Origin of the sequence: Embleya sp. NPDC020886 (genome assembly GCF_044333915.1) — a bacterium.
Lineage (GTDB): Bacteria > Actinomycetota > Actinomycetes > Streptomycetales > Streptomycetaceae > Embleya.
In genome coordinates this window covers 17,212-39,685 of the sequence record NZ_JBIRRX010000006.1, presented here as the reverse complement: position 1 = coordinate 39,685, position 22,474 = coordinate 17,212, and the positions used below count along the sequence as shown (strand labels likewise).

General features: G+C 73.3%; 19 protein-coding genes. 7 read left to right on the top strand and 12 right to left on the bottom strand.

The window, feature by feature from the left end; genetic code table 11:
* Positions 1–3: 3 nt before the first annotated feature.
* The 3 genes from ACH4U8_RS22115 to ACH4U8_RS22105 all read right to left on the bottom strand — a co-directional run bounded on the left by ACH4U8_RS22115 (position 4) and on the right by ACH4U8_RS22105 (position 4,882).
* Positions 4–849, bottom strand: a complete 846-nt coding sequence (locus ACH4U8_RS22115; RefSeq protein ID WP_395779585.1) for a polyprenol monophosphomannose synthase — start codon at positions 847–849, stop codon at positions 4–6.
* Entirely contained in the window at positions 846–2,606 is a 1,761-nt protein-coding gene (gene lnt / locus ACH4U8_RS22110; protein ID WP_395779583.1) for an apolipoprotein N-acyltransferase, read from the bottom strand. Before lnt ends, ACH4U8_RS22115 begins: the two co-directional genes overlap by 4 nt.
* Positions 2,607–3,394: 788 nt before the next feature.
* Positions 3,395–4,882 (bottom strand): PLP-dependent aminotransferase family protein, encoded by a 1,488-nt coding sequence (locus tag ACH4U8_RS22105; protein ID WP_360318561.1) that lies wholly within the window; start codon positions 4,880–4,882, stop codon positions 3,395–3,397.
* A 168-nt stretch (positions 4,883–5,050) separates the two neighbouring features.
* Between ACH4U8_RS22105 and ACH4U8_RS22100 the strand changes: the two genes are divergently transcribed.
* Positions 5,051–5,659, top strand: a complete 609-nt coding sequence (locus ACH4U8_RS22100; protein ID WP_395780075.1) for a YitT family protein — start codon at positions 5,051–5,053, stop codon at positions 5,657–5,659.
* Between the two features lie 34 nt (positions 5,660–5,693).
* On the opposite strand, the gene ACH4U8_RS22095 is transcribed toward ACH4U8_RS22100, so the two are convergent.
* Both ACH4U8_RS22095 and ACH4U8_RS22090 read right to left on the bottom strand, forming a co-directional pair.
* The gene (locus tag ACH4U8_RS22095) at positions 5,694–7,316 is read right to left on the bottom strand and encodes an amidohydrolase (protein ID WP_395779581.1); all 1,623 of its coding nucleotides are present in this window, start codon (positions 7,314–7,316) and stop codon (positions 5,694–5,696) included.
* A 144-nt stretch (positions 7,317–7,460) separates the two neighbouring features.
* Positions 7,461–7,901, bottom strand: coding sequence for an Lrp/AsnC family transcriptional regulator (locus tag ACH4U8_RS22090; RefSeq protein ID WP_360318556.1), 441 nt, complete (start codon positions 7,899–7,901; stop codon positions 7,461–7,463).
* Between the two features lie 74 nt (positions 7,902–7,975).
* Here ACH4U8_RS22090 and ACH4U8_RS22085 point away from each other — a divergent pair, with 74 nt between their 5' ends.
* Positions 7,976–8,911: a tyrosine-type recombinase/integrase gene (locus ACH4U8_RS22085; protein WP_379991488.1), complete on the top strand. Its 936-nt coding sequence runs from the start codon at positions 7,976–7,978 to the stop codon at positions 8,909–8,911.
* A 183-nt stretch (positions 8,912–9,094) separates the two neighbouring features.
* A complete protein-coding gene (locus ACH4U8_RS22080; protein WP_360318551.1) occupies positions 9,095–9,472 on the top strand; it encodes a hypothetical protein in 378 nt (125 codons plus the stop codon).
* A gap of 22 nt (positions 9,473–9,494) precedes the next feature.
* Here the strand turns inward: ACH4U8_RS22080 and ACH4U8_RS22075 are convergent, their stop codons facing one another.
* Entirely contained in the window at positions 9,495–10,016 is a 522-nt protein-coding gene (locus ACH4U8_RS22075; protein ID WP_395779579.1) for a GNAT family N-acetyltransferase, read from the bottom strand.
* Between the two features lie 218 nt (positions 10,017–10,234).
* Between ACH4U8_RS22075 and ACH4U8_RS22070 the strand changes: the two genes are divergently transcribed.
* Positions 10,235–11,137: a nitroreductase/quinone reductase family protein gene (locus ACH4U8_RS22070; RefSeq protein ID WP_379991485.1), complete on the top strand. Its 903-nt coding sequence runs from the start codon at positions 10,235–10,237 to the stop codon at positions 11,135–11,137.
* Between the two features lie 28 nt (positions 11,138–11,165).
* Here the strand turns inward: ACH4U8_RS22070 and ACH4U8_RS22065 are convergent, their stop codons facing one another.
* Positions 11,166–11,657: a MarR family winged helix-turn-helix transcriptional regulator gene (locus tag ACH4U8_RS22065; RefSeq protein ID WP_360318544.1), complete on the bottom strand. Its 492-nt coding sequence runs from the start codon at positions 11,655–11,657 to the stop codon at positions 11,166–11,168.
* Between the two features lie 114 nt (positions 11,658–11,771).
* Between ACH4U8_RS22065 and ACH4U8_RS22060 the strand changes: the two genes are divergently transcribed.
* Positions 11,772–12,116, top strand: coding sequence for a hypothetical protein (locus tag ACH4U8_RS22060; protein ID WP_395779577.1), 345 nt, complete (start codon positions 11,772–11,774; stop codon positions 12,114–12,116).
* On the opposite strand, the gene ACH4U8_RS22055 is transcribed toward ACH4U8_RS22060, so the two are convergent.
* The 5 genes from ACH4U8_RS22055 to ACH4U8_RS22035 form a co-directional block, all read right to left on the bottom strand.
* Entirely contained in the window at positions 12,085–13,233 is a 1,149-nt protein-coding gene (locus tag ACH4U8_RS22055; RefSeq protein ID WP_360318540.1) for an acyl-CoA dehydrogenase family protein, read from the bottom strand. The genes ACH4U8_RS22060 and ACH4U8_RS22055 overlap by 32 nt on opposite strands.
* Before the next feature lie 208 nt (positions 13,234–13,441).
* On the bottom strand, positions 13,442–14,557 hold the full coding sequence (locus ACH4U8_RS22050; RefSeq protein ID WP_360318538.1) for a Xaa-Pro peptidase family protein: 1,116 nt from the start codon (positions 14,555–14,557) through the stop codon (positions 13,442–13,444).
* 48 nt (positions 14,558–14,605) lie between these two features.
* Entirely contained in the window at positions 14,606–15,463 is an 858-nt protein-coding gene (locus tag ACH4U8_RS22045) for a DUF3050 domain-containing protein (RefSeq protein ID WP_360318536.1), read from the bottom strand.
* A 257-nt stretch (positions 15,464–15,720) separates the two neighbouring features.
* On the bottom strand, positions 15,721–16,830 hold the full coding sequence (locus ACH4U8_RS22040; RefSeq protein WP_395779575.1) for a CaiB/BaiF CoA transferase family protein: 1,110 nt from the start codon (positions 16,828–16,830) through the stop codon (positions 15,721–15,723).
* A gap of 135 nt (positions 16,831–16,965) precedes the next feature.
* Positions 16,966–18,132 carry a PucR family transcriptional regulator gene (locus tag ACH4U8_RS22035; RefSeq protein WP_379989675.1) on the bottom strand — a complete coding sequence of 389 codons (1,167 nt, stop codon included), beginning with the start codon at positions 18,130–18,132 and terminating at the stop codon, positions 16,966–16,968.
* Positions 18,133–18,813: 681 nt separating this feature from the next.
* Between ACH4U8_RS22035 and ACH4U8_RS22030 the strand changes: the two genes are divergently transcribed.
* Together ACH4U8_RS22030 and ACH4U8_RS22025 are read left to right on the top strand one after the other, a co-directional pair.
* A complete protein-coding gene (locus ACH4U8_RS22030; protein WP_395780073.1) occupies positions 18,814–20,613 on the top strand; it encodes an AAA family ATPase in 1,800 nt (599 codons plus the stop codon).
* Positions 20,614–20,720: 107 nt separating this feature from the next.
* Complete coding sequence (locus ACH4U8_RS22025; RefSeq protein ID WP_360318529.1) at positions 20,721–22,463, top strand: pyruvate dehydrogenase; 1,743 nt, start codon at positions 20,721–20,723, stop codon at positions 22,461–22,463.
* Positions 22,464–22,474 lie beyond the last annotated feature (11 nt).

Genomic DNA, 22,474 nt, shown 5'->3' with positions numbered 1-22,474 from the left:
CGATCACGTCCTCGGCGGGGTGGTACCGGTGCCGCCGGCGCTCCCGGTGTCGCCGGTGCCCTCGGGGTGGGCGGCGGCGGTCTCGGGGGTGCTCTCGTTCGGGTACTTGCCGACCTTGCGGCCCACACCCCACGCGGTGACCCGCCACAGCGCCTCGGCGACGATCGAGTTGCTCATCTTGCTGTTGCCGCGCTCGCGCTCGATGAAGGTGATCGGCACCTCCAGGACGCGGTAGCCCTTGCGGATCGCCCGCCAGGCCAGGTCCACCTGGAAGCAGTAGCCCTGCGAGGCGACCTCGTCCAGGCCGATGCCGAGCAGGGTGTCCCGGCGGAAGGCGCGGAAGCCGCCGGTGACGTCGTGGATGTCGACGCCGAGCATCAGCCGCGAGTAGGTGCTGCCGCCCTTGGAGATGAGCTTGCGGTGTCCGGGCCAGTTGACCGCGCCGCCGCCGGGGACCCAGCGCGAGCCGAGCACCAGGTCCGCGTCGCGCACCGCTTCGAGCAGGCGCGGCAGTTGCTCGGGCTGGTGCGAGCCGTCGGCGTCCATCTCCACCAGGATGTCGTAGCCGCGGTCGATGCCCCAGCGGAAGCCCGCGATGTAGGCGGCGCCCAGGCCCTCCTTGCCGGCCCGGTGCATCACCTGGATGTGCGGGTCGTGCTCGGCGAGCGTGTCGGCGATGTCGCCGGTGCCGTCGGGGCTGTTGTCGTCGGCGATGAGCACGTCGACGTCGGGCACGGCGGCGCGCAGCCGGGCGACGATCGGCTCGATGTTCTCCGATTCGTTGTAGGTGGGGATGATGACGAGCACCTTGCCGAGGTCGGCGAAGCTGGTCTGCTCGCTGTCGGTCACATCATCTCCTTGATGGCGTTGGCGTCGGCGAGGCTGTCGACGCCGGCGTCGGCGGGGGTCGGCGGGATGCCGGGGGTGGTGATCGGGGGCTTGCGCCGACGGCGGAGAATGCCGTACGCGCAGGCGAGAAGACCGACGATAGCCAGGATCCACTCGGGAGCCGAACCGAGTCGCGTGGCGAGGGTGCGGTCGTCGCGCAGCGGAACGTCCATGACCAGGGTGTCGGCGGTGAATTCGCGGGTGCGTTCGACCACTTTTCCGTCCGGCATGACGATCGCGCTGATCCCGGAGGTGGCCGCGATCAGCACCGCGCGGCCGTGCTCGATCGCGCGCAGCCTGGACATCGCGAGTTGTTGCTCGGGCTGTCCGCTGCGGCCGTAGGTGGCGTTGTTGGTCTGCACGACCAGGACTCGGCCGCCGTGCGTGACCGCTTCGCGGGTGACGTTGTCGTAGGCGATCTCGAAGCAGATCACGTCGCCGATCCGGGCCGGGCCCAGTTGCATGACGCCGACGGTCTTGCCGGGGTAGAAGTCGCGCGGGACGCGTTCGAGCCGGCTGATGAACTTGGTGAGCAGTTCGCGCATCGGGATGTATTCGCCGAACGGCACCGGGTGGCGCTTGGTGTAGGAGGCGCCGGGGCCGGTGACCGGGTCCCACACGATGCCCTGGTTCTGGATGTGCGTGGCGTCGGGGCCGGCGACCAGGACGCCGGTGAGCACGGGCACGCCGATGTCCTTGACCGCGCCGTCGATGAGCGCGTACGCGTCGCGTTCCTCGAACGGGTTGAGGTCGGAGGAGTTCTCCGGCCAGATCACCAGTTCGGGCTTCTTGACCTTGCCGGCGCGCACGTCGGCGGCCAGCTTGTGGGTCTGCCGGACGTGGTTGTCCAGGACGGCGCGCCGTTGGCCGAGGAAGTCCAGGCCGGTGCGCGGGACGTTGCCCTGGACGACCGCGATGGTCGCGCTGTCGGGGCCGGCGGCGTCGCCCCCGGTGGGTATCGGGACGGCGTAGGCGCTCGCGGGGACGGCGATCGCCAGGCCGATGGCGCCCAGGGCCAGCGGGAGGGCGTTGCGCGGCGTACGGGCGCTCTGCGCGGGCTCGGCGGCCGAGGTGTCGCTACGACCCGCGTAGAGCCCGTACAGGCGCAGCGCGGCCCAGCCGAGCAGCGCGCCGGAGAGGGCGACGGCGAAGGTCACCCCGGGGGCGCCGGCGAGCGCGGCGATCGGGGTGAACGGCGTCGCGGTGTTGGCGAACGCCAGCCGGCCCCACGGGAAGCCGCCGAACGGGACGCGGTCGCGCACCAGTTCCTCGGCGACCCACAGGCACGCGGTCCACAGCGGCCACAGTCGCAGTCGGCCGATCAGGGTCAGCGCGGCGGCCAACGCGCCGATGTACAGCGCCTGCACCACGGACAACACGATCCACGCGTCCGGCCCCACCACGCGCAGCCACTTGAGCAGCCACAACATGAACGGCAGGCCGAAGAGCAGGCCGTAGCCGAAGCCGGTGCGGGTACGTTGTCCGTGCACCGCGACGCTGAGCGCGCTCACCGCCAGGATGCTCAGCGGCCACAGGTCGTACGGCGGGAACGCGAGGGCGAGCAGCAGGCCGCTGACGAGTGCGGTGACCGGGCGGGCGGGGCGCCGGTAGATGCTCACGGCGGTCGCGCGGGTGCGGCGCAGCCGCTGTTTGCGAGCGGGTGCCGGCGCCGTGGGCGGGCTGCCCGCGGGCGCTGTGGTGCTGTCGAGCTGCGGCACCGTGGGGCCCCCTCGTCGGGTCGTTGCGATCGCTGCTGCCGCGCGCGGCACGGAGTTGCGCCGGTCGGGTGATGCAGTGACGTTACAACGTTCGAGGTGGGAGTTCGGTTTCGGCTCGTGCTCGGCGGTGGGGTGGTGGCGGCGGGAGCTCGGTCGCCCTTCGGGCCGGCCCCGGACCGGCTGGCTGTCGGTCGCGGTGGTCGTTGTCTACTGGGCGACCGGGCTCTGCCGCGGTCTCACCTTCCGGCACGGGGTGTGCTCGCGTCCGGCGGGGCGGCTGCACGGGTGCCGCTCTGCCGTTCGTGGCCGCGTGGGGCGGCCTCCCGGGCGCGTGTCACGTCGGTTCCGGACCTGGCGCCCGGTGGCTGTGCCACCTGTGGCCCGGAGGCGTGCGCGTGCTCGGGGAGGGTGTTCTCCTGCCGGTCGTCCTACGGTGGACCGGGTCGAACGTACTGGTCGATACGGGCGCGGTGTCAACATCGCACTGACCTGCACGGATACGGTATCGGCGCAGGTCAGCGGCCAGGGTGGTGCGGCACTGGTGTGGGTGGTATGCGCCCGCCGGGTGGCGCAATCGCTCCCCTAATGGGTCTTGTCGAGGCTTCCGTACCCCTGGGTCGAATCGCTCGCGCGGCGATCGGGCCCGGGGCGGGGCAGCGGCGATGTCGGCGTGTCGCGCGCGTTGCGGGCTCCCATGGTGTTGTACACGGGTCGGGGCCCACCGCGCGAGCGAGCACCCGGGGTGCGTTCACCCACATCGGTCAGTGCGGCCGGGATCGGCCGCCGACTCAGGCCAGGCAGGCGGCTCCGGACAGGCCCGTGTAGGCGCTCGGCCGACTGCGTTCGGTCTCGCCCACGGCGGCCGCCAATCGGCGGATCGCCTCGGTCAGCGTCGCCGGGTCGTGCGCGTAGGGCAGCCGCACGTGGTGCTCGAAGGTGCCGTCCGTGCCGAAGTGGGTGCCCGCCGCGATCCGTACGCCGTGCCGGGCCGCGGCCTCGGCCAGGGTCAGGCTGGAGGTGCCGTCGGTGCGCACCCACAGGGACAGGCCGCCGACCGGCATCGCGAACGTCCAGTCGGGCAACCGGTCGGCGAGCGCGTCGGCGAGGGCGCCCCGGGCGGCACGCAGCGCGGGCAGCCGGCTTTCCAGGATGGCGTCCTCGTGGTCGGTGATCAGGTGGTGGGTGACCAGTTGGTCCAGCACGGGCGCGCCGACGTCGAAGGACGCGCGGGTGGCCGCGATCCGCCGGACCAGGTCCGGGGTGGCCCGGATCCAGCCGATGCGCAGGCCGCCCCAGAAGGTCTTCGAGGTGGACCCGATGGTGACCACGTTGTTGGTCCGGTCGAAGCCGGCCATCGGCAGCGGTCGGTCCACCGGGTCGATGTCCAGGGCCAGGTCGAAGCACGTCTCGTCGACGATCAGCGTGGTCCCGGTGTTGCGGGCCAGGTCCACCAGGGTGCGGCGGACACCGGCGTCGGCGAGGTGGCCGGTCGGGTTCTGGTAGTCCGGGATCAGGTAGGCCAGCCGGGGCGCGGCCGTGCGCAGCGTGTCGCGCCAGGTCTGCACGTCCCAGCCGGTGTCCGTCATCGGCACCGGGACCAGCCGGTTCCCGGCCTGCCGGATGGCGTCGAGCACGTTGGCGTAGGTGGGCGATTCCACCGCGACCCGGTCGCCGGGGCCGGCCAGGGTGCGCAGCACCAGGGTGACCGCGGCCAGCGCGCCGGGGGTGACCAGGATCTGGTCCGGCGTGGTGGGCACGCCGCGGCGGGTGTAGCGCTGGGCCAGTGTGTCGCGCAGGACCGGCAGGCCGCCGGGCAGGTAGCCGTGGCCGGTGGTGTAGGTGGGCAGCGAGTCGGTGGCGTCGGCGACGGCCTGGTGCAGGGCTCGGCCGGGGCCGGGCAGGGCCGCGACGCCGAGGTCGATCACGCCGGTGGTGGTGCTCGGGCTCAGCCCTCGGGTGGGGATCTCGGTGTGCGTGCCGGGCAGGGTGGTCCAACTGCCGGAGCCGCGGCGGCTGGTCAGGTAGCCGTCGGTGCGCAGGAGTTCGTAGGCGGCGGCGACCGTGGTGCGGCTGATGCCCAATCGGTCGGCGAGGCCGCGTTCGGCGGGCAGGCGGGCGGTCAGCGGGATCCGGCCGTCCAGGAGCAGCGCGCGGATGCGCTCGGCGAGCGTGCGGTACGCCGGGCCGGTGCGCGCCGCGGACTGGGTGGTGGTGGTCCAGGGGTGCAGGAGGTCGGCGAGGCGGGTGCTGCTGACGGTCAGGTGAGGCGCGCTCATCAGTCCACTCCTGTCGAATTGGCTATGGATCCGTGATCCGGTGTGAGCGATTGTTTCACCGTTGGCTCTTTATTGGCAGTCAGGTGAAGAACGAGGTGCACGGTGGCTTGGTCGTGGGTCCGGCGATTGCTCCAGTTGTACGCGGGGCTCACGTTGTACGGGTTCAGCATGGCGTTGATGATCCGGGCCGAGTTGGGCCTGGACCCGTGGGACGTCTTCCACCAGGGCCTCGCGGAGCGCACCGGCTGGAGCTTCGGCGTGGTGACGATCGTGGTCGGCGCCGCGGTGTTGCTCCTGTGGTGGCCGATGCGACAACGCCCGGGCCTGGGCACGGTGAGCAACGTGTTCGTCATCGGCCTCGCCGTGGACGCCTCCCTGCACTGGCTGCCCGCCCCGGACGCCCTGGCTTGGCAATTGGCCTTCCTGGTCTCCGGAGTGGTGCTGAACGCGATAGCCGGCGGCGCCTACATCGGTGCCCGGCTGGGTCCGGGCCCCCGCGACGGCCTGATGACCGGCCTGGTCCGTATCACCGGCCGCTCGGTCCGCCTGATCCGCACCGCCATCGAGGTGACCGTCCTGGCGGTCGGCTTCCTCCTGGGCGGGTCACTGGGTCTGGGCACCGTGCTGTACGCCCTGACCATCGGTCCCCTGGTCCAGGTCTTCCTCCCCCTGCTGACCGTCCCCGAACGACGGTCGGTGCACTCGCCGGTCGCCGCCGGGGAACCGGGCCGGGCGGGCGGGGCCGCCCCGGTGGCGGAGCAGCCCCACTTCGGCTGACCCCGGCCCGTCGGCGCCCCCGGCCCGCCCCGGATCACTCCTGCCCGAGGCTCCCCTCCGCGGCAAACACCGTCGTGCCCCGCACCGCGGTCCGCAGACACTGCGGCAGCGGCAGATCCGGACCCAGGTCCGGCAGTCCGGGAGTGCCCGACCGCGGGTCGGTGGACCACCCGGACAGCCGACCGTCCGGCGCCTGAACGACCAACTCCGTGGTGTCCCACACCGCGTAGGTGGCGGGTGCGCCCGGAACCAGCACGCCGACGTCGTCCCGGCCGGCCGCCCGGTGCCCGCCTCGGGTGTGCGCGGCGAACGCGGCGCGCACGCTGATGCGTTGCTCGGGCGTGCGGTGGAACGCGGCGGCCCGCACGGTGCCCCACGGGTCGAGCGGGGTCACCGGCGCGTCCGAGCCGAACGCGAGCGGTACGCCGGCGGCGCTGAGCGCGGCCAACGGGTTCATCCAGGCGGCGCGTTCGGCGCCCAGGCGGCGGGCGTACATGCCGTCCGGGCCGCCCCACGCGGCGTCGAAGGCGGGCTGTACGGAGGCGGTCAGGCCCAGTTCGGCGAAGGCCGCGACCGCTTGGGCGTCGAGCAGTTCGGCGTGTTCGACCCGGTGCCGCAGCGCCCGGAAGGCCGCGCCGTGCGGGCCCTGGATCAGCTCCCGGGCGGCGTCGGTGACCGCGCCGATCGCGGCGTCGCCGATGGCGTGGAAGCCGGCCTGGACGCCGGCCCGGGTGCACGCGGACAGGTGCGCGGCGACCTGCTCGACCACGAGGTGGGTCAGGCCGGTGCCGGCGCCCGGGTCGTCGAGGTAGGGCGCGTGCAGGCACGCGGTGTGCGAGCCGAGCGAGCCGTCGACGAACAGGTCTCCGCCGAGGCCGTGCGCGCCCAGGTCGGCGCGCAGCGCGCGGGCGTGCTCGGGGTCGTCGGCGAGCGCGCCCCAGTAGCCGACCACATCCGGGCCGGCCTCGTCCCGGGCCAGCCCCAGCAGCGCCCGGAAGTCGGCCTCGCCGGCGATCTCCGGCCCGCCGCACTCGTGCACCGTGCCGATGCCCAGCGCCGCCGCCCGGGCCCGCGCGACCCGCTGTGCGTCGAGCCGGTCGGCCGGGGTCAGCGCGGCGTTGGCGGCGGCCCGCGCCGCGTGGTGCACGGCGCCGATCAACGGCGCGTCGCCGTGCTCGCCCGGGACCAGCGCGAGCAACGCGGGCGAACACGCGGCGGAGTGCACGTCGGTGCGGGAGAGGTAGACGGTGGCACCACCGGTGGCCCGGTCCAATTCGGCCGGGGTGGGCGGGCGTCCCTCCGGCCAGCCTGTGTCGTCCCAGCCGTGGCCGAGCAACACGTGGCCCGCGCCGTACAGTCCGCGCCGTTTGGCGTGGTCCTCCAGCGCGGCGAGCGCGTAGGCCAACGACGGCGCGCCGGTCAGGTCGAGCCCGGTCAGTGCCAGGCCGGTGGCGGTGGCGTGCACGTGCGCGTCCACGAACGCGGGCGTCACCAGCGCGCCCGCGAGGTCGAGCACCGCGTCGACCGCGTCGACGTGGGCCGCGGCGGCCCCCTCGGCGCCGATCCAGGCGATGGTGTCGTTCTCGACGACCATGGCGGTCGCGAAGGGATCGGCCGGACTGTGCACCGCGCCGTTGCGCAGGAGGAGCGTGGTCATGACTCCAGTGTGGCCCGCCCCGAGCGAACCCCCGGCCGGAGGTCACCCCTTCGGGGGTGTGACGCGCGCCGCGCCCACTCCGGGGATCGGGCGCGGGGCGGCACGGTGCGACCGACATCGCACCCGTGCCGCGGCGTCGGCGGTTCAGAACCGGGGCGCGCGCGCCTCGTACGGGGTGGACAGCACCACCGTCGTGCGGGTGGACACGCCCGCCTGGAGCCGGATCCGGGCCAACAACGTCTCCAGGTCCCCCGGCGTCGGCACCCGGACCTTGAGGATGTAGCTCTCGTCCCCGGCCACGCTGTGACACGCCTCCAGTTCCTCCAGGTCCGCCAATCGCTCCGGCGCGTCGTCGGGCGCACTGGGGTCGATGGGTTTGACGGAGATGAACGCGGTCAACGGCAGGCCGATGGCCTCGGTGTCGACCACGGCGGCGTAGCCGCGGATGATGCCGCGCTGTTCGAGTCGGCGCACCCGTTGGTGTGCGGCCGAGGTGGACAGGCCGGTGGCCCTGCCCAGGTCGGTGTAGCTCATCCGCCCGTCTTGCAGGAGCAGTTTGACGATCTGTCGGTCGAGGTCCTCCACACGATGAACCTAGGGCATCGGGGTGGGGTGTGGCGTCCCGGTGCCGCGTCGGTGGCCGTCGTTACAGTGCCCCCATGGCCGCCCAGGACCGTGCCCCAGCGCTCGACCAGCTCGACCGTGCCCTGCTTCGGGTCACCGCGCGGGCCGACACCTCGGCCGCGCGGGCTCGGCAACTGCGTTGGGTGGTGGGAGAGTTGCGCCGCGCGCTGGTCCAGGAGGGGTTCCCGGCCGAGGCCCGCGGCTCGCTCGCGCAGCTGTTGTCGGCCGATCCGATGCGGCGCTATCTGGACCTCGCGCAGAGCGGTCGACTGCGTACTCGTGCGGCCGCGGGGACCGGCGTCTCCACCACCGCGAGCATGCGGGTGCGGATGGACTGCCTGGAGATCCTGGCCCGGGCGGGTTCGGTGCCGGTCGTGCTTCCGGAGCGACCGGCGATGCCCGAGCTCAAGCCGCCGGTGGGCGCCCGGCAGCGGTCGCTGATGCTGGACTGGCTGACCGCGCACGCCGAGCGCGGCGGTGGCGACCCGGGTCGAATCCGGCTGTTCGCGCTGATCGGGGTGGTCCTGGACACCGGCGCGCGGGTCGGCGAGTTGTGCGCGCTGCGGCTCACCGACCTGGATCCGGACGAACGCACGGTGCGGATCGTGCGGCGCCCGCAGGCGCGCTCGGTCAATCCGGCGATCGTCGAGGTGCTGCCGCTGTCCGGCCCCACCCGGGCCGCGCTGGGCCGCTGGTTGGACGCTCGCGAGGAACTGGTGCGACACGTGCAGGGATCGGTCGAGGCCGTGTGGGTGTCGGTCCGGGGCAACCACTCCGGGGTGCCGGATCGGGAGGGCAACTCCCGGCGCCGGCCCGCCGGGATGCCGCTGATGCCGCGTGGCCTCGCGCGGGCGTACACGCGCACGGTGGTGCAGTTGAACGTGGACATGGCCGGGCGGCCGGGTTGGGAGCCGGTGCCGTATCGGCTGGAGCAGTTGCGCCGGGCGGTGGACGCCGCGCCGCAGGAGTAGCGCCGGTCCCGGCCCGACGCGACGCGGCGGGAGGGCGCGGAAGCCCCGAACGGCGGGAGGATTGGGGACGATTCCCGCATCGTGTCGATTGGGCTCGGATGGGTACTGCAACGTTCCGGTCGGGCGCACTATCGTCGGCGGAGCGCGCCGTCATCACGGCGCTGTGGCGACAGGGGGAGCCCCATGAGTATCGCCGTAGACGCGCCCGCGGGCGGTCGACCGCGGGTTCTCGTCGAGGACTTCGACGACGCGTTCGAGTTCGGCCTGGAGGTGGACCCGACCGCCGTCGCCGGCGTCCGCCGGGCGTGCCCGCAGTGCGGCGTGGTGCTGGTCGTGGTCGGCGCCGACGACGCGTCGGTGGTGCCGGACCACGCGGTGTGCCCCAGTGCGCGGGACCCGTTCGGGATTCGTGCCTGTCCGGGGTCGGGCGCGGTGTTCGCGGACCCGGCCGATCGGGCCGCCGTCCCGCCGCCGGCGCCGGCGGTGTCGCCTCCGCCCGTGGTCGCGGTGCTCCCGGCGGGCCTGGACTGGCGGGCCCAGCCGTTCTCGCACACCGGGTGAGCCGGCGGGTGCGCCCGTCCCGTCACCCGGTCGCGGTCAACCGCATCCGGACATAGTCGCCCCCGGCGGGTCCCGGCCGGTGTTCGCCGCTCGGGGACCAGCCGTGGCGGGCGTAGAAGGCCATCGCCCGCTCGTTGCGCCGCCACGCCTCCACGCGTCCCTCGGACAGCCGCTCCCGGTCCAGGAAGCGCACGAACTCGGCGTGTAGCGCGGTGCCGATGCCCTGTCCCCAGCATTTCGGCGACACGTGGATCTGGTACAGCTCGCCGGCCGGCCCGGTTACCCGGCCCATCGCCGCGACGCCCACCACCCGGTCGCCGGCGATCGCGCACACCACCGTGCGGGCGTCGGTGTCCACCGCCCGCCGCCACGCGTCCCGGCGGCTCGCGAGCGGGTCCGGGTGGGTCGGGTCCTCGATCTCGTGCTCGGCCGCTCCCCCCGTCCGGTAGTAGGCGGCGCGGGCGCGGGTGTGCAGGTCGACGATCGCGTCCAGGTCGTCGGGCCGCGCGGGGCGCAGGCGGGCGGCCGGCTGGGATGGCGTCATGGGTGACGAGACGTCCGCCGGGCTCGGACGGTTCCGCGCGCGAGGCCGCCGCGTGGGGTCCGCCCATGCGGTGAAGTGGCCCGGCCGGCAGGCGTGTTCGGTGTGCGGCGGGATCCCGCACGGGCGTTGACAGTGCTTCGGGGCGATGACTAGCCTGCAAATAGATTTGCTTTCAAAGCAAAGATATATGTGTTCTCGACTGCAAAGGGCCGACTCCCGTGAAGAACGACACGAACGCCCGGGTCATCGCCGACTTCCGGGCCCACAACGGTCGTGTGGGCGGCATGTTCGAAGGTGTGCCGCTGGTGCTGATCACCACCGCCGGGCGGCGCACCGGCCGCCCGCACACCCACCCGGTGGTCGCGCTGCGCGACGGCGCGCGGCAGGTGATCTTCGGCTCGAACGGGGGCGCGCCCCGGGATCCGCAGTGGTACCTCAATCTGCTCGCCAACCCCCAGGTGACGATGGAGATCGGCACCGAGGACGGCCGGGTCAAGCCGTTCGCCACCCGAGCCGTCCCGCTCACCGGTGACGAGCGCGCGCACCTGTGGGACCTCCAGTGCACCCGGGACCCGGCGTTTCGCGGCTACGCCGCCGCGACCGCCCGCACCATCCCGGTGGTCGCGCTGCACCCCCTCGACCTGTCCGGCGACCCGACGCGGGGCCGGCTGATCGGCGAGCAACTGGTACGCCACCACGCGGACCTGCGGGCCGAGATCGAGCGGGTCCGGGAGCGGCTCGAACAGGTCCTCGCCGGCACCGCACAGCCGGCCGACCCCGACCGGCCGGACACCGACCCGGCCGAGCAACTGCGCCGACACTGCCTGACCTTCTGCTGGTCGCTGCGCCTGCACCACACCCGCGAGGACGGCGCGTTCTCGGCCTTCGAGCGCGAATTCCCGCACCTGGTCCCGGCGATCGAGCGGCTGCGTGCGGAGCACGCCCTGGTCGAACGCGCCCTGGTCGACTTCGAGGCCATCCTGGACCGGGCCGCCGCGCCGGAGGCCGGCACCCGGGCGACGGCGCGGCGGCTGCGCGCCGAGTTCGAACGGGTGCTGGCCGGCCTGGAGGAGCACTTCGCCTACGAGGAGGCCCACCTGCTGCCCGCACTGGGCGGGTAGCGGCCGGCGGTTCGCCCACGGGCGCGAGTCACTCCGGCTCGCGCACGGCCCCGTTCTCGTAGGCGCCCATCGTCCGCACGAAGATCGCCCGCTGCTCCGGCGAGAGCGGGTCGAAGGCTCGGCGCCAGGCGTCGGCGCCGTTGGCGAGCCAGTTCTCGATCGCCGTCCGGGTCTGCGGATCCTCGGTGATCGCCACGATCGACCGGCGCCGGTCGACGGGATCGGTGTGCCGCTCCAGGACGCCCTGCCGACCCAGGTCGCTGACCATGAGGCTGACCGTGGTCGGCGCCACCTCCAGCCGCGCGGCCAGTTGATTGACCGACAGCGGGCCGTCGAAGAGCAGATAGGCCAGCAACGACAGGTGCCGCGGGGCCAGGTTCATCGAGCGCAATCGCTCGGGGATCCGGGTGCGCTTGAGCCGCGCGGCCACCCTCGGCATCAGCAACAACATCGCCCGGATCGCCTCGTCCGTGCTCAGCCCGTCCTCGGCATCGGCGCCCGCGACGCGCTCCGTCGTCATGCCCGCCGCCTCCTCGCCCTCGACCCGTTCGCGCTTCGGGTACGCAGCGCGACTCCCCGAATCCCGCAACCGTACCCGACCCCCGCCACCGGCCCCCGAAAGGCACAAACCGCCATGCCCACCCCCGCTCCCCCGCCGACCGCGTACTCCCCGCACCGCTGGGCCGCGTTCGCGCCGACCCTGTCCGCGCCCCTCGTGGACCCGGTCGACGCGAGCGTGCTCAACGTCGCGCTGCCCGCGTCGAGCACCCGGCTCGAATGGGCGATCGCCGGCTACCCGCTCACCTTCGCGGCGGGCCTGCTCACCGGCGCGCGTCCGGGGGATCGGCCGGGCCCTGCGGGTGTTCCGGATCGGCCTGGCCGCGTTCACCCTCGCCTGGGCCCTGGCCGGCGCGGCCGGTTCACCGGCCGCGCGGCGCTGATCGCGCTCAGCCGTTGCGGAGCAGGTCCCGGGCGATGACCATGCGTTGGATCTGGTTGGTGCCCTCGACGATCTGGAGGCATTTGGCCTCGCGCAGGTAGCGCTCCGCCGGGAAGTCGGTGGTGTAGCCGTAGCCGCCGAGGATCTGCACCGCGTCGATGGTCACCCGCATCGCGGCGTCCGTGCAGAACAGCTTGGCCATCGCCGCCTGGCGGCCGAACGGCAGGCCCGCGTCGCGCAGTCGGGCCGCGGACAGGTAGAGCGCCCGGCCCGCCTCGATCGCGGTGGCCATGTCAGCGAGCATGAAGCGGATGCCCTGCTTGTCGGCGATCGGGCCACCGAACTGCGAGCGGTTCTTGGCGTAGTCGCTCGCCAACTCCAGCGCGGCCTGGGCCACTCCGGTGGCACAGGCGGCAATGCCCAGCCGGCCGCAGTCGAGCGCGGCGAGCGCGATCGGGAAGCCCTGGCCCTCCGCGCCGATCCGGCGGCGCTCCGACACCCGGGCGCCGTCCAGGTGGATCTGCGCGGTGGGCGAGGAGCGCATCCCCATCTTGTGCTCGGGCGCGGCGGCGGCCAGGCCCGCTGTCCCGGCGTCGACCAGGAACGCGCTGATCCCGCGCGAACCCTCCGCCGAGGTACGGGCCAGCACGGTGTAGAAGTCGGCCACGCCGCCGTGGGTGATCCACGCCTTGGTGCCGGTGAGGGTGTACCCGTCGGCGTCGGCCACCGCCTTGGTGCTCAGTGCCGCCGCGTCCGAGCCCGAGTGCGGCTCGGACAGGCAGTACGCGCCGAGCAGGTCGCCGGACAACATCGCGGGCAGGTGCTCGGCCCGCTGCTCGGCCGTGCCGAACGTGGCGAGCGGATGGCAGGCGAGGGTGTGTACCGAGACCCCGAGGCCGATCGCCAGCCACCCGGCGGCCAGTTCCTCCAACACCTGCAGATAGACCTCGTACGGCTGCGCGCCGCCGCCGTATTCCTCGGCGTAGGGCAGCGACAGCAGTCCGGCGGCGCCCAGGAGTTCGAACAACTCGCGCGGGAAGCGTCCGGCGGCCTCGTCGGCGGCGGCCCGGGGGGCGATCTCGCGAGCGGTGATCTCCCGGGTGAGATCGAGCAGGGCACGGGACTCGTCGGTGGGCAACGTGCGCGTGACGGACATGGGAACGTCCTTCCGTGCGGTCCGGAGGTGGCCGGACCCGGCGGAGACCGGCGGCGGCGAACCGGGTGGGGTTCACCCCCCGGCCGTTGCGCACGATCGTACGGCGACCCACCCGCGCCGGCCCGGCACCGACGCGGCCGTGCCGACGCCCGTCGCGGCGGTCGACCCGCGCCGGCCGCGGGCCGGACGGGTCGACCGCCGCACCCGGCTACAACACGACCAGGCCGTGCGGGCGCAGGTTCATCGGGTCGCCGGCTTCCTCGCCGCAGACCACGATGTCCTCGATCCGGGCGCCGTGCGTGCCCGGGAGGTAGATCCCGGGCTCGATCGAGAACGCCATGCCCGGCTCCAGGGGCAGGCTGTTGCCCGCGACGATGTACGGCTCCTCGTGGCTCTCCAGGCCGATGCCGTGGCCGGTGCGGTGGATGAAGTACTCGCCGTAGCCCGCCTCGGTGATGATGTCGCGGCCGACCGCGTCGAGCGCCTCGCAGGTCAACCCCGGTCGCACCGCGGCCAGTTGGGCGGCCTGGGCGCGCTCCAGCACGTCGTAGTAGCGGCGGAACTCGGCGGGCGGCTCGCCGATGCTGTAGGTGCGGGTCTCGTCCGAGCAGTAGCCGTCCTCGGTGGTGCCGCCGATGTCGACCACGACCACGTCGCCGGTCTCGATCACCCGGTCGGACAGCTCGTGGTGCGGACTCGCGGCGTTCGGGCCGGACCCGACGATCACGAAGTCCACTCGGACGTGGCCCTCGGCGATGATCGCGTCGGCGATGTCCGCGCCGACCTCGCGCTCGGTACGGCCGGCCCGGAGCCAGTCGCCCACCCGGGCGTGCACCCGGTCGATCGCGGCGCCGGCCCGGCGCAGCGCGGCCACCTCGGCGGCGGACTTGCGCATCCGCAGCTCGCGCAACACATCGCCGGCGAGCGACTGTTCGGCGGCGGGCAGGGCGGCGCGGAAGGCGAGCACCTTCTCCGCCCACATGTGGTTGTCCAGGCCGACCCGGGTCACGCCCGCGGGCAGTCGGTCGGCGATCAGCGCGTACGGGTCGTCGGTCTCGGCCCAGCCGACCACGTCGATGCCGAGCGCTCCCGCGGGTGACGCGAGGGCGGCGGGCTTCTCGAGGCCGGGTACGACCAGGAAGGGATCGGCGCCGACGGGCACCACCAGGCAGGTCAGGCGCTCCAGCGGGAGTGCCTCGTAGCCGGTGAGATAGCGCAGGTCGGCGCCGGGCGAGATGAGCAGGGCGTCCAGTCCCGCGTCGGCTGCTGCCTTCTGGGCGCGGCCGAGGCGGTCTGTGGGGTAGAGGGCTGCGTCGTGGGTCACGCGCCCAACATATGACACGTCACACGGCTCCGGGCGGTCGGAACCGGATCAGCAGGCCGCAGAACGATTCGCGTCGATCGCCGCGCGGACCGCGTCCCACAGGTCGGCGCGGGCGCGCAGCGAGACGGTGACGGTGCCGGCGCTCTCCCGCCACGCACGGGCCGGGTCGGCGGTGGCGGCGCACAGTTGGTCGAGCAGCCGCAGCGCCATCGGGCCGTGCTCGTCGCCGTCCACCTCGATGTGCCGGGCCAGGTATTCGCCGAACACCGCGAGCCGGCCCTCGTACCCGTCGTCCAGCGCGGTGAGGTGATCGAACATGCGCGGGATGAGTTCCTCGCGGCCGAGCGCGAAGGACGCGGCGATGCAGTGCAGCGGGGCGTGTTCGACCACCTGCCAGGTTCGCGTCACGAACGCGGCGGCACCGGCGGGCGCGCCGCACGCGGCGACCGCCTCGGGCACCGGGACCGCGTCGACGAGCAGGCCCAGGAAGCGGCGGGCCGGGCGGGTGTCGGCGCCGGCGGCGTCCATCGCGGCGAGGTAGAGCTCGAAGTGGCTGAGCGGGCCCAGCGAGGTGGTATCGCTCTCCTCGCCGAGCACGATCTCGTTGACCATCCGCCGGATCTCCGCGTCCCCGCGCGGCACCCAGGGGATCTCGACGCAGGTCAGGCGCCGTTGCAGGCTCTTGAGCAGGGACATGAAGTCCCAGACGGCGAACACGTGATGCTCCATGAACACCCGGATCGCGGTGATGTCGGTGAGATCCCGGTAGACCGTGTGGCGGAGCACGCGCTGCCGTACCGGAGCGGTCTCGCCGAGCAGCCGCGCGATGTGATCGTCGGTGGGGGTTGCGCGGGGGCGCGGGAGGGAGGCCCCGTCGAGGGGGCTGGTGAGTGCGGTGGTGTCCATGGTTCCTCGCGTGGGTCGGCAGCAGCGGCTACCGATGGTAGAGAGATCGCTACGCGGTGAAACATTTGTTGCGGAATTTCGGGCACGGGTCGATGGGGCGTGCCATGATTCGCTGTTGCGGTCCGGCTTGGGGTGGGCCGGGGGGGGTGGCTTGGGCGGGGGTTTCCGCCCGCACCACCCGCTGCCTTTCGGGCCGAAGGCCGGGGTGCCGCGGGTCGCCGAGCGGGGCCTCGCGGCCCCGCGCGAGGCTTGTCGGGTCAGGTGCCCCGGGTCAGGTTCTTGGCTTCTTCCGGGGCGAGACCCCAGGCTTCGAGGATCGCGGGGTCGATGCGGTCCGAGGCGACGCCGGCGGTCGACGGGGTGTCGGACAGGCGCGGCGCGGGGGCGGGTTGCAGCATGCCGTCGGGGCGGACGAAGGTCTCCCGGGCCCGGTTGTGCGGGTGCTCGGCGGCCTCCTCCCAGGTCAGCACCGGCGTCACGCACGCGTCCAGCGGCTCGAAGAGCGCCGCCCACTCGTCCCGGGTGCGACCGGCGATCACCGCGGCGAACCGCTCGCGCAGGAGCGGCCAGCCGGCCCGGTCCATCTGCTCCGGGAGTTCCTCGTCGGCGAGCCCGAGTTCGGCCAACAGCAGGGCGTAGAACTGCGGTTCGATCGCACCGACGGCGAGGTGCCGGCCGTCGGCGGTGGTGTACACGTCGTAGAAGGGCGCACCGGTGTCGAGCAGGTTGCTCCCCGGCTCGCCCGCCCAGCCGCCGAGCCCGCGCATGCCGTGGATGAACGCGCTGAGCAGCGCCGAGCCGTCCGTCATCGCCGCGTCGACGACCTGGCCGCGTCCGGACGTGCGCGCGGCCACGAGCGCGGCGAGGATGCCGAACGCGCAGAACATCGCACCGCCGCCGTAGTCCCCGACCAGGTTCAGCGGCGGCACCGGGCGCTCGCCGGTGCGCGCGAAGGAGTGCAACACCCCGGAGATGGAGATGTAGTTGATGTCGTGCCCGGCCCGCGGCGCGAGCGGCCCGTGTTGCCCCCAGCCGGTCATCCGGGCGTAGACGAGGGCGGGGTTGCGCTCCAGACAGACGTCCGGCCCCAGGCCGAGCCGCTCGGCGACACCCGGGCGGAAGCCCTCGACGAGCACGTCGGCGCCGGCGATCAGGCGCAGCACCGAGTCCCGCGCGGCCGGATCCTTGAGGTCGACCTCCAGCGTGCCCAGCCGCCCGCGCCCGACCACCATCGAGGGCATCGTCGCGCCGCCGGGCCGATCGACCCGAACGATCTCGGCGCCCGCGTCGGCCAACATCATTCCGACGAACGGCCCGGGTCCGATCCCGGCCAGCTCGACCACCTTGACGCCATCCAGCGCACCCATGCCCACTCCCCACACCACGCCGTGCCCGAATATCGTGCACAGTCAAGCAGACCCGTCGCCGGCGCGCCGCTCGCGTGCGCACGAACCGGGCCGGCCACGCCGAGGGCGCCCGACGGGCGGCAACTGCGGGCGCTCTCAGCCGCCTTGCATGCGCACGATCTGCAGCGCGATCATCAGATTCAGCCGCAGATGCGGATCCTGGGTGAACGGTCCCAACAACCGCTCCAGCTTGGTGATCCGGTATCGCAACGTGTTGTAGTGCACGTAGAGCCGGCGCGCGGTCTCGGCGACGTTGAGGTTGGTGTCCAGCAGTGCCTGCAACGTGTTCCGCAGGTCCGCCGCCTCCGGATCGCGCGGATGGGCCAACGATCGCAGCGCCTCGCGCGCGAAGCGGTCCAGCTCGCTCGGATCCGGGATCAGGCTCAGCAGCCGAAAGACCCCCAGTCGATCGAAGTCCGCCACCGCGCCGGGCCCATGGATGCGCCGGCCCGCCGCCACCGCACGCCGGGCCTGCTCGTACGCGGTCGGCAACGCGTCCAGCGAGTGCGCCGGTCGGCTGATGCCGGTGGTGAACGAGCGGATCACGCCGGCGCACTCCGCGTGCACCACCGCCGCGAGTTCGGCCACCAGCCGGGCGGATTGCCCGTCGTCGGGCGCGCCGAGCAGGGCGACCACCTCGCGCGGATACGCCGCGACGGCCGCCTCGGGCGCCCGGGCGGCGAGCGCGGTGGACCAGGCCAGGGCCAGTGCCTCCTGCCCGGCTCGGACGGCCCGCGCGTCGCCGCCCGCCGCGGCCGGGTCGGCCTCGGCGACCACGACCAGCAACGGGCCGCCGGGCAACGCGGTCCAGCCGGTGAGGTCGGTGCCGCGTCCGGTCAGCAGGTCGCGCATCAGGTCGCTGCGGTACTTGGCGTCCGACGCGGCCTGGGCGAGTCGACCCGCGAGCCCGACCGCGGTTTCCACGATCGGCCGGCCGGCCGGGCGCGGGACCTTCGCCGGTGCGGGAGCCGCCGGAGCCAGGGCGCCGGTCGACCCCCCGGCCGAACCCGACGCCGGGTGCGGGTCCTCGCCCGCGTCCCACGCCGTCGACGCCCCCGCGACCCGGGCCTGCGGCACCGAGGTCGGCTCGGGTGCGCTCGCCCCGCCGCCCACCGCCTTGCGGCGCCGCGGCGGCAGCCGGCGCGGGGCCGCGCCGGCCACCACCGCTCGCGCGCTGCCGCTCCCGCCGCCACTCTTGTCACCGGGACGAAGCGGTGGTTCGCCCCCGGTTGCCGTTCCGCCCGCGTCCCCGAGGTTGCCCATCCACCGACCGTAGCGTCACGAACACGAGCGCGTCAGCATCGCGGAGAGCGTGCGGGCAGTGCACCCCCGGAGTGCGCGGGGCGCACGATCCCCGATCCGTCGACCGTTCAGGGGAGTTCGCATTGCGTCCGGAGATTTCCCGGCGTGGCGTGCTTGACCGTTGTGTCCGGATCGCCATAGCTTGCGGTCCGACGGAAGGCCGATTCCTCCCCCGGCCCCGCGTCGAGACGAAGCCTCCGGTCGTTCCCCCGCGACCGGGGGCTTCCTCGTCTCGCGCCGCTCGGATCGGCGCCCGCCCCCGGGGCGTTCGGGTCCCCGGGCACCCTCCCGTTCGCCGCCGAGGGCACACCTCACCACCCCAAATACCGTTCGCCCCTCGGATTGCCGGGTCCCGCTCGGTACGATGCGCGGGGACGAACGCGTGGCGGCGCGGACACCATCCGTGACCGCCGGCGAGTCGGCGTGACGGGCAGCGGAACGGGAGAGGCTCTAAGGGGCGTCGCCGATCGGGCGGAATGGACGCACCGGGATTCATCGGCAGCGGGCCGACATCCTCTCGAAGTCCCCTCGGGGACACGGGCACGCGGAGAGGACCGGCCGGGGGAAGGGGGGTCCACCGTGGGACAGACCGAACGTGGCGCACGCACCGGAAGTCCGGCCGAACTGGCCTGGTTGCGCGGCATGGACGCCTACGTCGCCGGCGAATACGGCCAGGCGGAGGTGCAGTTCCGGGCCGCGGTCGAGGCCGACCCGGGCATGGCCGACGCCTGGCTGGGGCTGCATGCGCTCAAGGTGGAGGTGGCCACCGCCGTGGTGGCCATGCACACCCATCGAGAACGCTTCGGCGAGCAACGCGCGAAATACGGCCGGCCGCTCAACTCCTGGTACTGGCTGGGCTGGTGGGTGCAACTGGTCCTGGAGACCCCGCGCGACCTGGCGCTCACGCACGCCTCGCACTGGTTGGACGGGCGCCACCTGCCCGAGTTGGACGCCGCGCTGGCCCTGTGCCCGCCCGCCGACCAGGACGCGGCCACCCGCTTCCTCCTCGCCTGCCGCGCCTACCTGGGCAAGGACTGGCAACAACTGCTCCGGCACACCGCGGGCCTGGACGACGACGCGCTGCTGGGCGTGGAGGCGGGCCTGTTCGCCGGCATGGCCCGGGTCCGCCTGGGTCTGTACGCCAAGGCCGAACAGGTGCTCGCCACCGCCCTGGTGCGCTGCCGCTCGGAGCACCCGCAGCGCAAGGAGCTGCGCTACTGGCTCGCCCGCGCGTACGAGGAGACCGGCCGCACCCCGGCCGCGTTGCCGCTGTATCGAGCCGTGCACCAGGCGGACCCCTCGTTCATGGACACCGCCGCGCGGTTGTCCTCGCTGGCGGCCGGCGAACCGCTGGACGAGTACGGCGGGATGACCGCACGCCTGGCCGGTCCCGTGGTCGGCCGGGGCCCGCTCCCGGACGTGTTGCCGCCGATACCCGCGACCGCTCCCCCACCCGCCGGCCCACCGCCCGCCGCCGAGGTCGAGCGCGAGCCGGACCCGATCCCGGACGAGGCCGACCTCGACCCGCAGCCCGACGCGGACGTGCGCGCGGCCGGCCGATCCGCGCCGATGCGCCCGGCCGCCGCGCCCGAGGAACTCGCCCTGGTACTGGCCGAACTGGAGTCGATGGTCGGCCTGGAGCCGGTCAAGCGGCAGGTGCGCGCGTTGTCCGCGCAGATGCGGATGGCCCGATTGCGCGAGGCCCAGGGCCTGCCCGCACAGGCCCCCAAGCGGCACTTCGTCTTCTCCGGCCCCTCCGGCACCGGCAAGACCACCGTCGCCCGACTGCTCGGCCGGGTCTTCGCCGCACTGGGCCTGCTGGAAAGCGACCGTCTGGTCGAGGCGCAGCGCTCCGACCTGGTCGGCGAGTACCTGGGCCAGACCGCGGTCAAGACCAGCGAGTTGATCGACTCGGCGCTGGGCGGCGTGTTGTTCGTGGACGAGGCGTACGGCCTGACCAACGTGGGCTACTCCAAGGGCGACGCGTACGGCGACGAGGCGCTCCAAGTGCTGCTCAAGCGGGCCGAGGACGACCGGGACCGGCTGGTGATCATCCTGGCCGGCTACCCGGAGGGCATGGATCGGCTGCTCACCTCGAATCCGGGCCTGATGTCGCGGTTCACCACCCGGGTCGAGTTCCCCTCCTACGGCGCCGAGGACCTGGCCCGGATCGCCGAGGTGATGGCGGCCGCCGGCGGCGACACGTGGGACGAGGACGCGGCGGCCGAGCTGCGCAGCATCACCGGCCACGTGCGCGAGCAGGGCTGGATCGACGAGTTGGGCAACGCCCGCTTCGTGCGCACCCTGTACGAGAAGTGCTGTATGTATCGCGACGTGCGCCTGGTGGAGCTGCCGGAGGGGCCGGATCTGGCCGAGTTGACCACGCTGCGCCTGTCCGACCTGTTCCAGGCGTACGGGGATCTGGCGGACGGCCGGGGATAGCCGGGCGGCGCGCGGGTAGGGCTGATCCGGTCATCGTTTGTCCGCCGAGGGGCGAGCGCGGCAGCACGCGCCCGGCCCGCCGGTCGAGCAGGACGAAAGGGTCTCCCGTGGCCAAGCAGAGCGTCGCCGAGCAGTTCGTGGACATCCTCGCCCATGCCGGCGTGCGTCGGCTGTACGGCGTGGTGGGCGACAGCCTCAACCCGATCGTGGACGCCGTTCGGCGCAACGCCGCGATCGACTGGGTGCATGTGCGGCACGAGGAGGTGGCCGCGTTCGCCGCCGGCGCCGAGGCGCAGCTCACCGGTCGGCTGGCCGCCTGTGCGGGCAGTTGCGGCCCGGGCAACCTGCACCTGATCAACGGCCTGTTCGACGCGCACCGCTCGCACGCGCCGGTGCTGGCACTCGCGTCGCACATCCCCAGCGGCGAGATCGGCACCGCGTTCTTCCAGGAGACGCATCCCGAACGCCTTTTCGTCGAGTGCAGCCACTACAGCGAGATGATCGGCACGCCCGAGCAGATGCCCCGGGTGCTCCAGTCGGCGATCCAGCACGCGGTGGGCCTGGGCGGGGTGTCGGTGGTCACCCTTCCGGGCGATGTGGCGGACCGCCCCGCGCCGGAGCGGACGTACCAGGTCGCGCTGCCCACGTCGCTGCCGGCGGTGCGCCCCGGTGACGCGGACCTGGCCACGTTGACCCGGATGATCGACGAGGCCGAGCGGGTCACCCTGTTCTGCGGCGCGGGCACGGCGGGCGCGCACGAGGAGGTGATGGCGTTCGCCGACCGGGTCAACGCGCCGGTGGGGCACGCGCTGCGCGGCAAGGAACACATCCAGTACGACAATCCGTTCGACGTGGGCATGTCGGGTCTGCTGGGCTACGGCGCCGCCTACGAGGCGATGCACGAGGCGGATCTGCTGATCCTGCTGGGCACCGATTTCCCCTACAACGCGTTCCTGCCGCAGGACGTGTCCACGGTGCAGGTGGACGTCCGGCCCGCGCACCTGGGTCGACGGACCAAGCTGGACCTCGCGGTGTGGGGGGACGTGCGCGAGACGCTGCGCGCGCTGACCCCGATGGTGCGCGAGAAGACCGACCGTCGCTTCCTGGATCGCATGCTCAAGAAGCACGCGGACGCCCTGGAGGGAGTGGTGAAGGCGTACACCCGCAAGGTGGACAGGCATGTGCCCATCCACCCGGAGTACGTCGCCTCGATCCTGGACGAGGAGGCCGCCGACGACGCGATCTTCACCGTCGACACCGGCATGTGCAACGTGTGGGCGGCGCGCTACCTGACCCCGAACGGGCGGCGTCGGGTCATCGGTTCGTTCTCGCACGGCTCGATGGCCAACGCGCTGCCGCAGGCGATCGGCGCGCAGTTCCTGGACCTGGGCCGACAGGTCGTGTCGATCTCCGGCGACGGCGGCTTCTCGATGCTGATGGGTGATCTGTTGACCCTGGTGCAGTCCGAGTTGCCGGTGAAGATCGTGCTGTTCGACAACTCGTCGCTGGGCATGGTCGAGCTGGAGATGATGGTGGCGGGGCTCGAACCGTTCGGGACGACGAACAAGAACCCGGACTTCGCCGCGATCGCCCGGGCGGCGGGTGCGTTCGGGGTGCGGGTGGAAAAGCCGAAGCAGGTCCGCGCCGCGTTGCGGGACGCGTTCGCGCACAAGGGCCCGGCGCTGGTCGACATCGTCACCGACCCGAACGCGCTGTCCATCCCGCCCAAGGTCACCGCCGAGCAGATCCAGGGCTTCGCACTCAGCGCGGGCCGCACGGTCCTCAGCGGCGGCGTCGGCCGGATGGTCCAGATGGCCCGGTCGAACCTGCGCAACGTGCCCAGGCCGTAGCGCGCGGGACG

Excerpts from the sequence above, each read along its gene's own strand:
- ACH4U8_RS22075 (WP_395779579.1), bottom strand. The coding sequence starts at position 10,016 with ATGACGCCATCCCAGCCGGCCGCCCGCCTGCGCCCCGCGCGGCCCGAC.
- ACH4U8_RS22085 (WP_379991488.1), top strand. The coding sequence starts at position 7,976 with ATGGCCGCCCAGGACCGTGCCCCAGCGCTCGACCAGCTCGACCGTGCC.
- ACH4U8_RS22065 (WP_360318544.1), bottom strand. The coding sequence starts at position 11,657 with ATGACGACGGAGCGCGTCGCGGGCGCCGATGCCGAGGACGGGCTGAGC.
- ACH4U8_RS22045 (WP_360318536.1), bottom strand. The coding sequence starts at position 15,463 with ATGGACACCACCGCACTCACCAGCCCCCTCGACGGGGCCTCCCTCCCG.
- ACH4U8_RS22105 (WP_360318561.1), bottom strand. The coding sequence starts at position 4,882 with ATGAGCGCGCCTCACCTGACCGTCAGCAGCACCCGCCTCGCCGACCTC.
- ACH4U8_RS22055 (WP_360318540.1), bottom strand. The coding sequence starts at position 13,233 with ATGTCCGTCACGCGCACGTTGCCCACCGACGAGTCCCGTGCCCTGCTC.
- ACH4U8_RS22100 (WP_395780075.1), top strand. The coding sequence starts at position 5,051 with ATGGCGTTGATGATCCGGGCCGAGTTGGGCCTGGACCCGTGGGACGTC.
- ACH4U8_RS22060 (WP_395779577.1), top strand. The coding sequence starts at position 11,772 with ATGCCCACCCCCGCTCCCCCGCCGACCGCGTACTCCCCGCACCGCTGG.
- ACH4U8_RS22080 (WP_360318551.1), top strand. The coding sequence starts at position 9,095 with ATGAGTATCGCCGTAGACGCGCCCGCGGGCGGTCGACCGCGGGTTCTC.
- ACH4U8_RS22035 (WP_379989675.1), bottom strand. The coding sequence starts at position 18,132 with ATGGGCAACCTCGGGGACGCGGGCGGAACGGCAACCGGGGGCGAACCA.
- ACH4U8_RS22040 (WP_395779575.1), bottom strand. The coding sequence starts at position 16,830 with ATGGGTGCGCTGGATGGCGTCAAGGTGGTCGAGCTGGCCGGGATCGGA.
- ACH4U8_RS22030 (WP_395780073.1), top strand. The coding sequence starts at position 18,814 with ATGGACGCCTACGTCGCCGGCGAATACGGCCAGGCGGAGGTGCAGTTC.
- ACH4U8_RS22095 (WP_395779581.1), bottom strand. The coding sequence starts at position 7,316 with ATGACCACGCTCCTCCTGCGCAACGGCGCGGTGCACAGTCCGGCCGAT.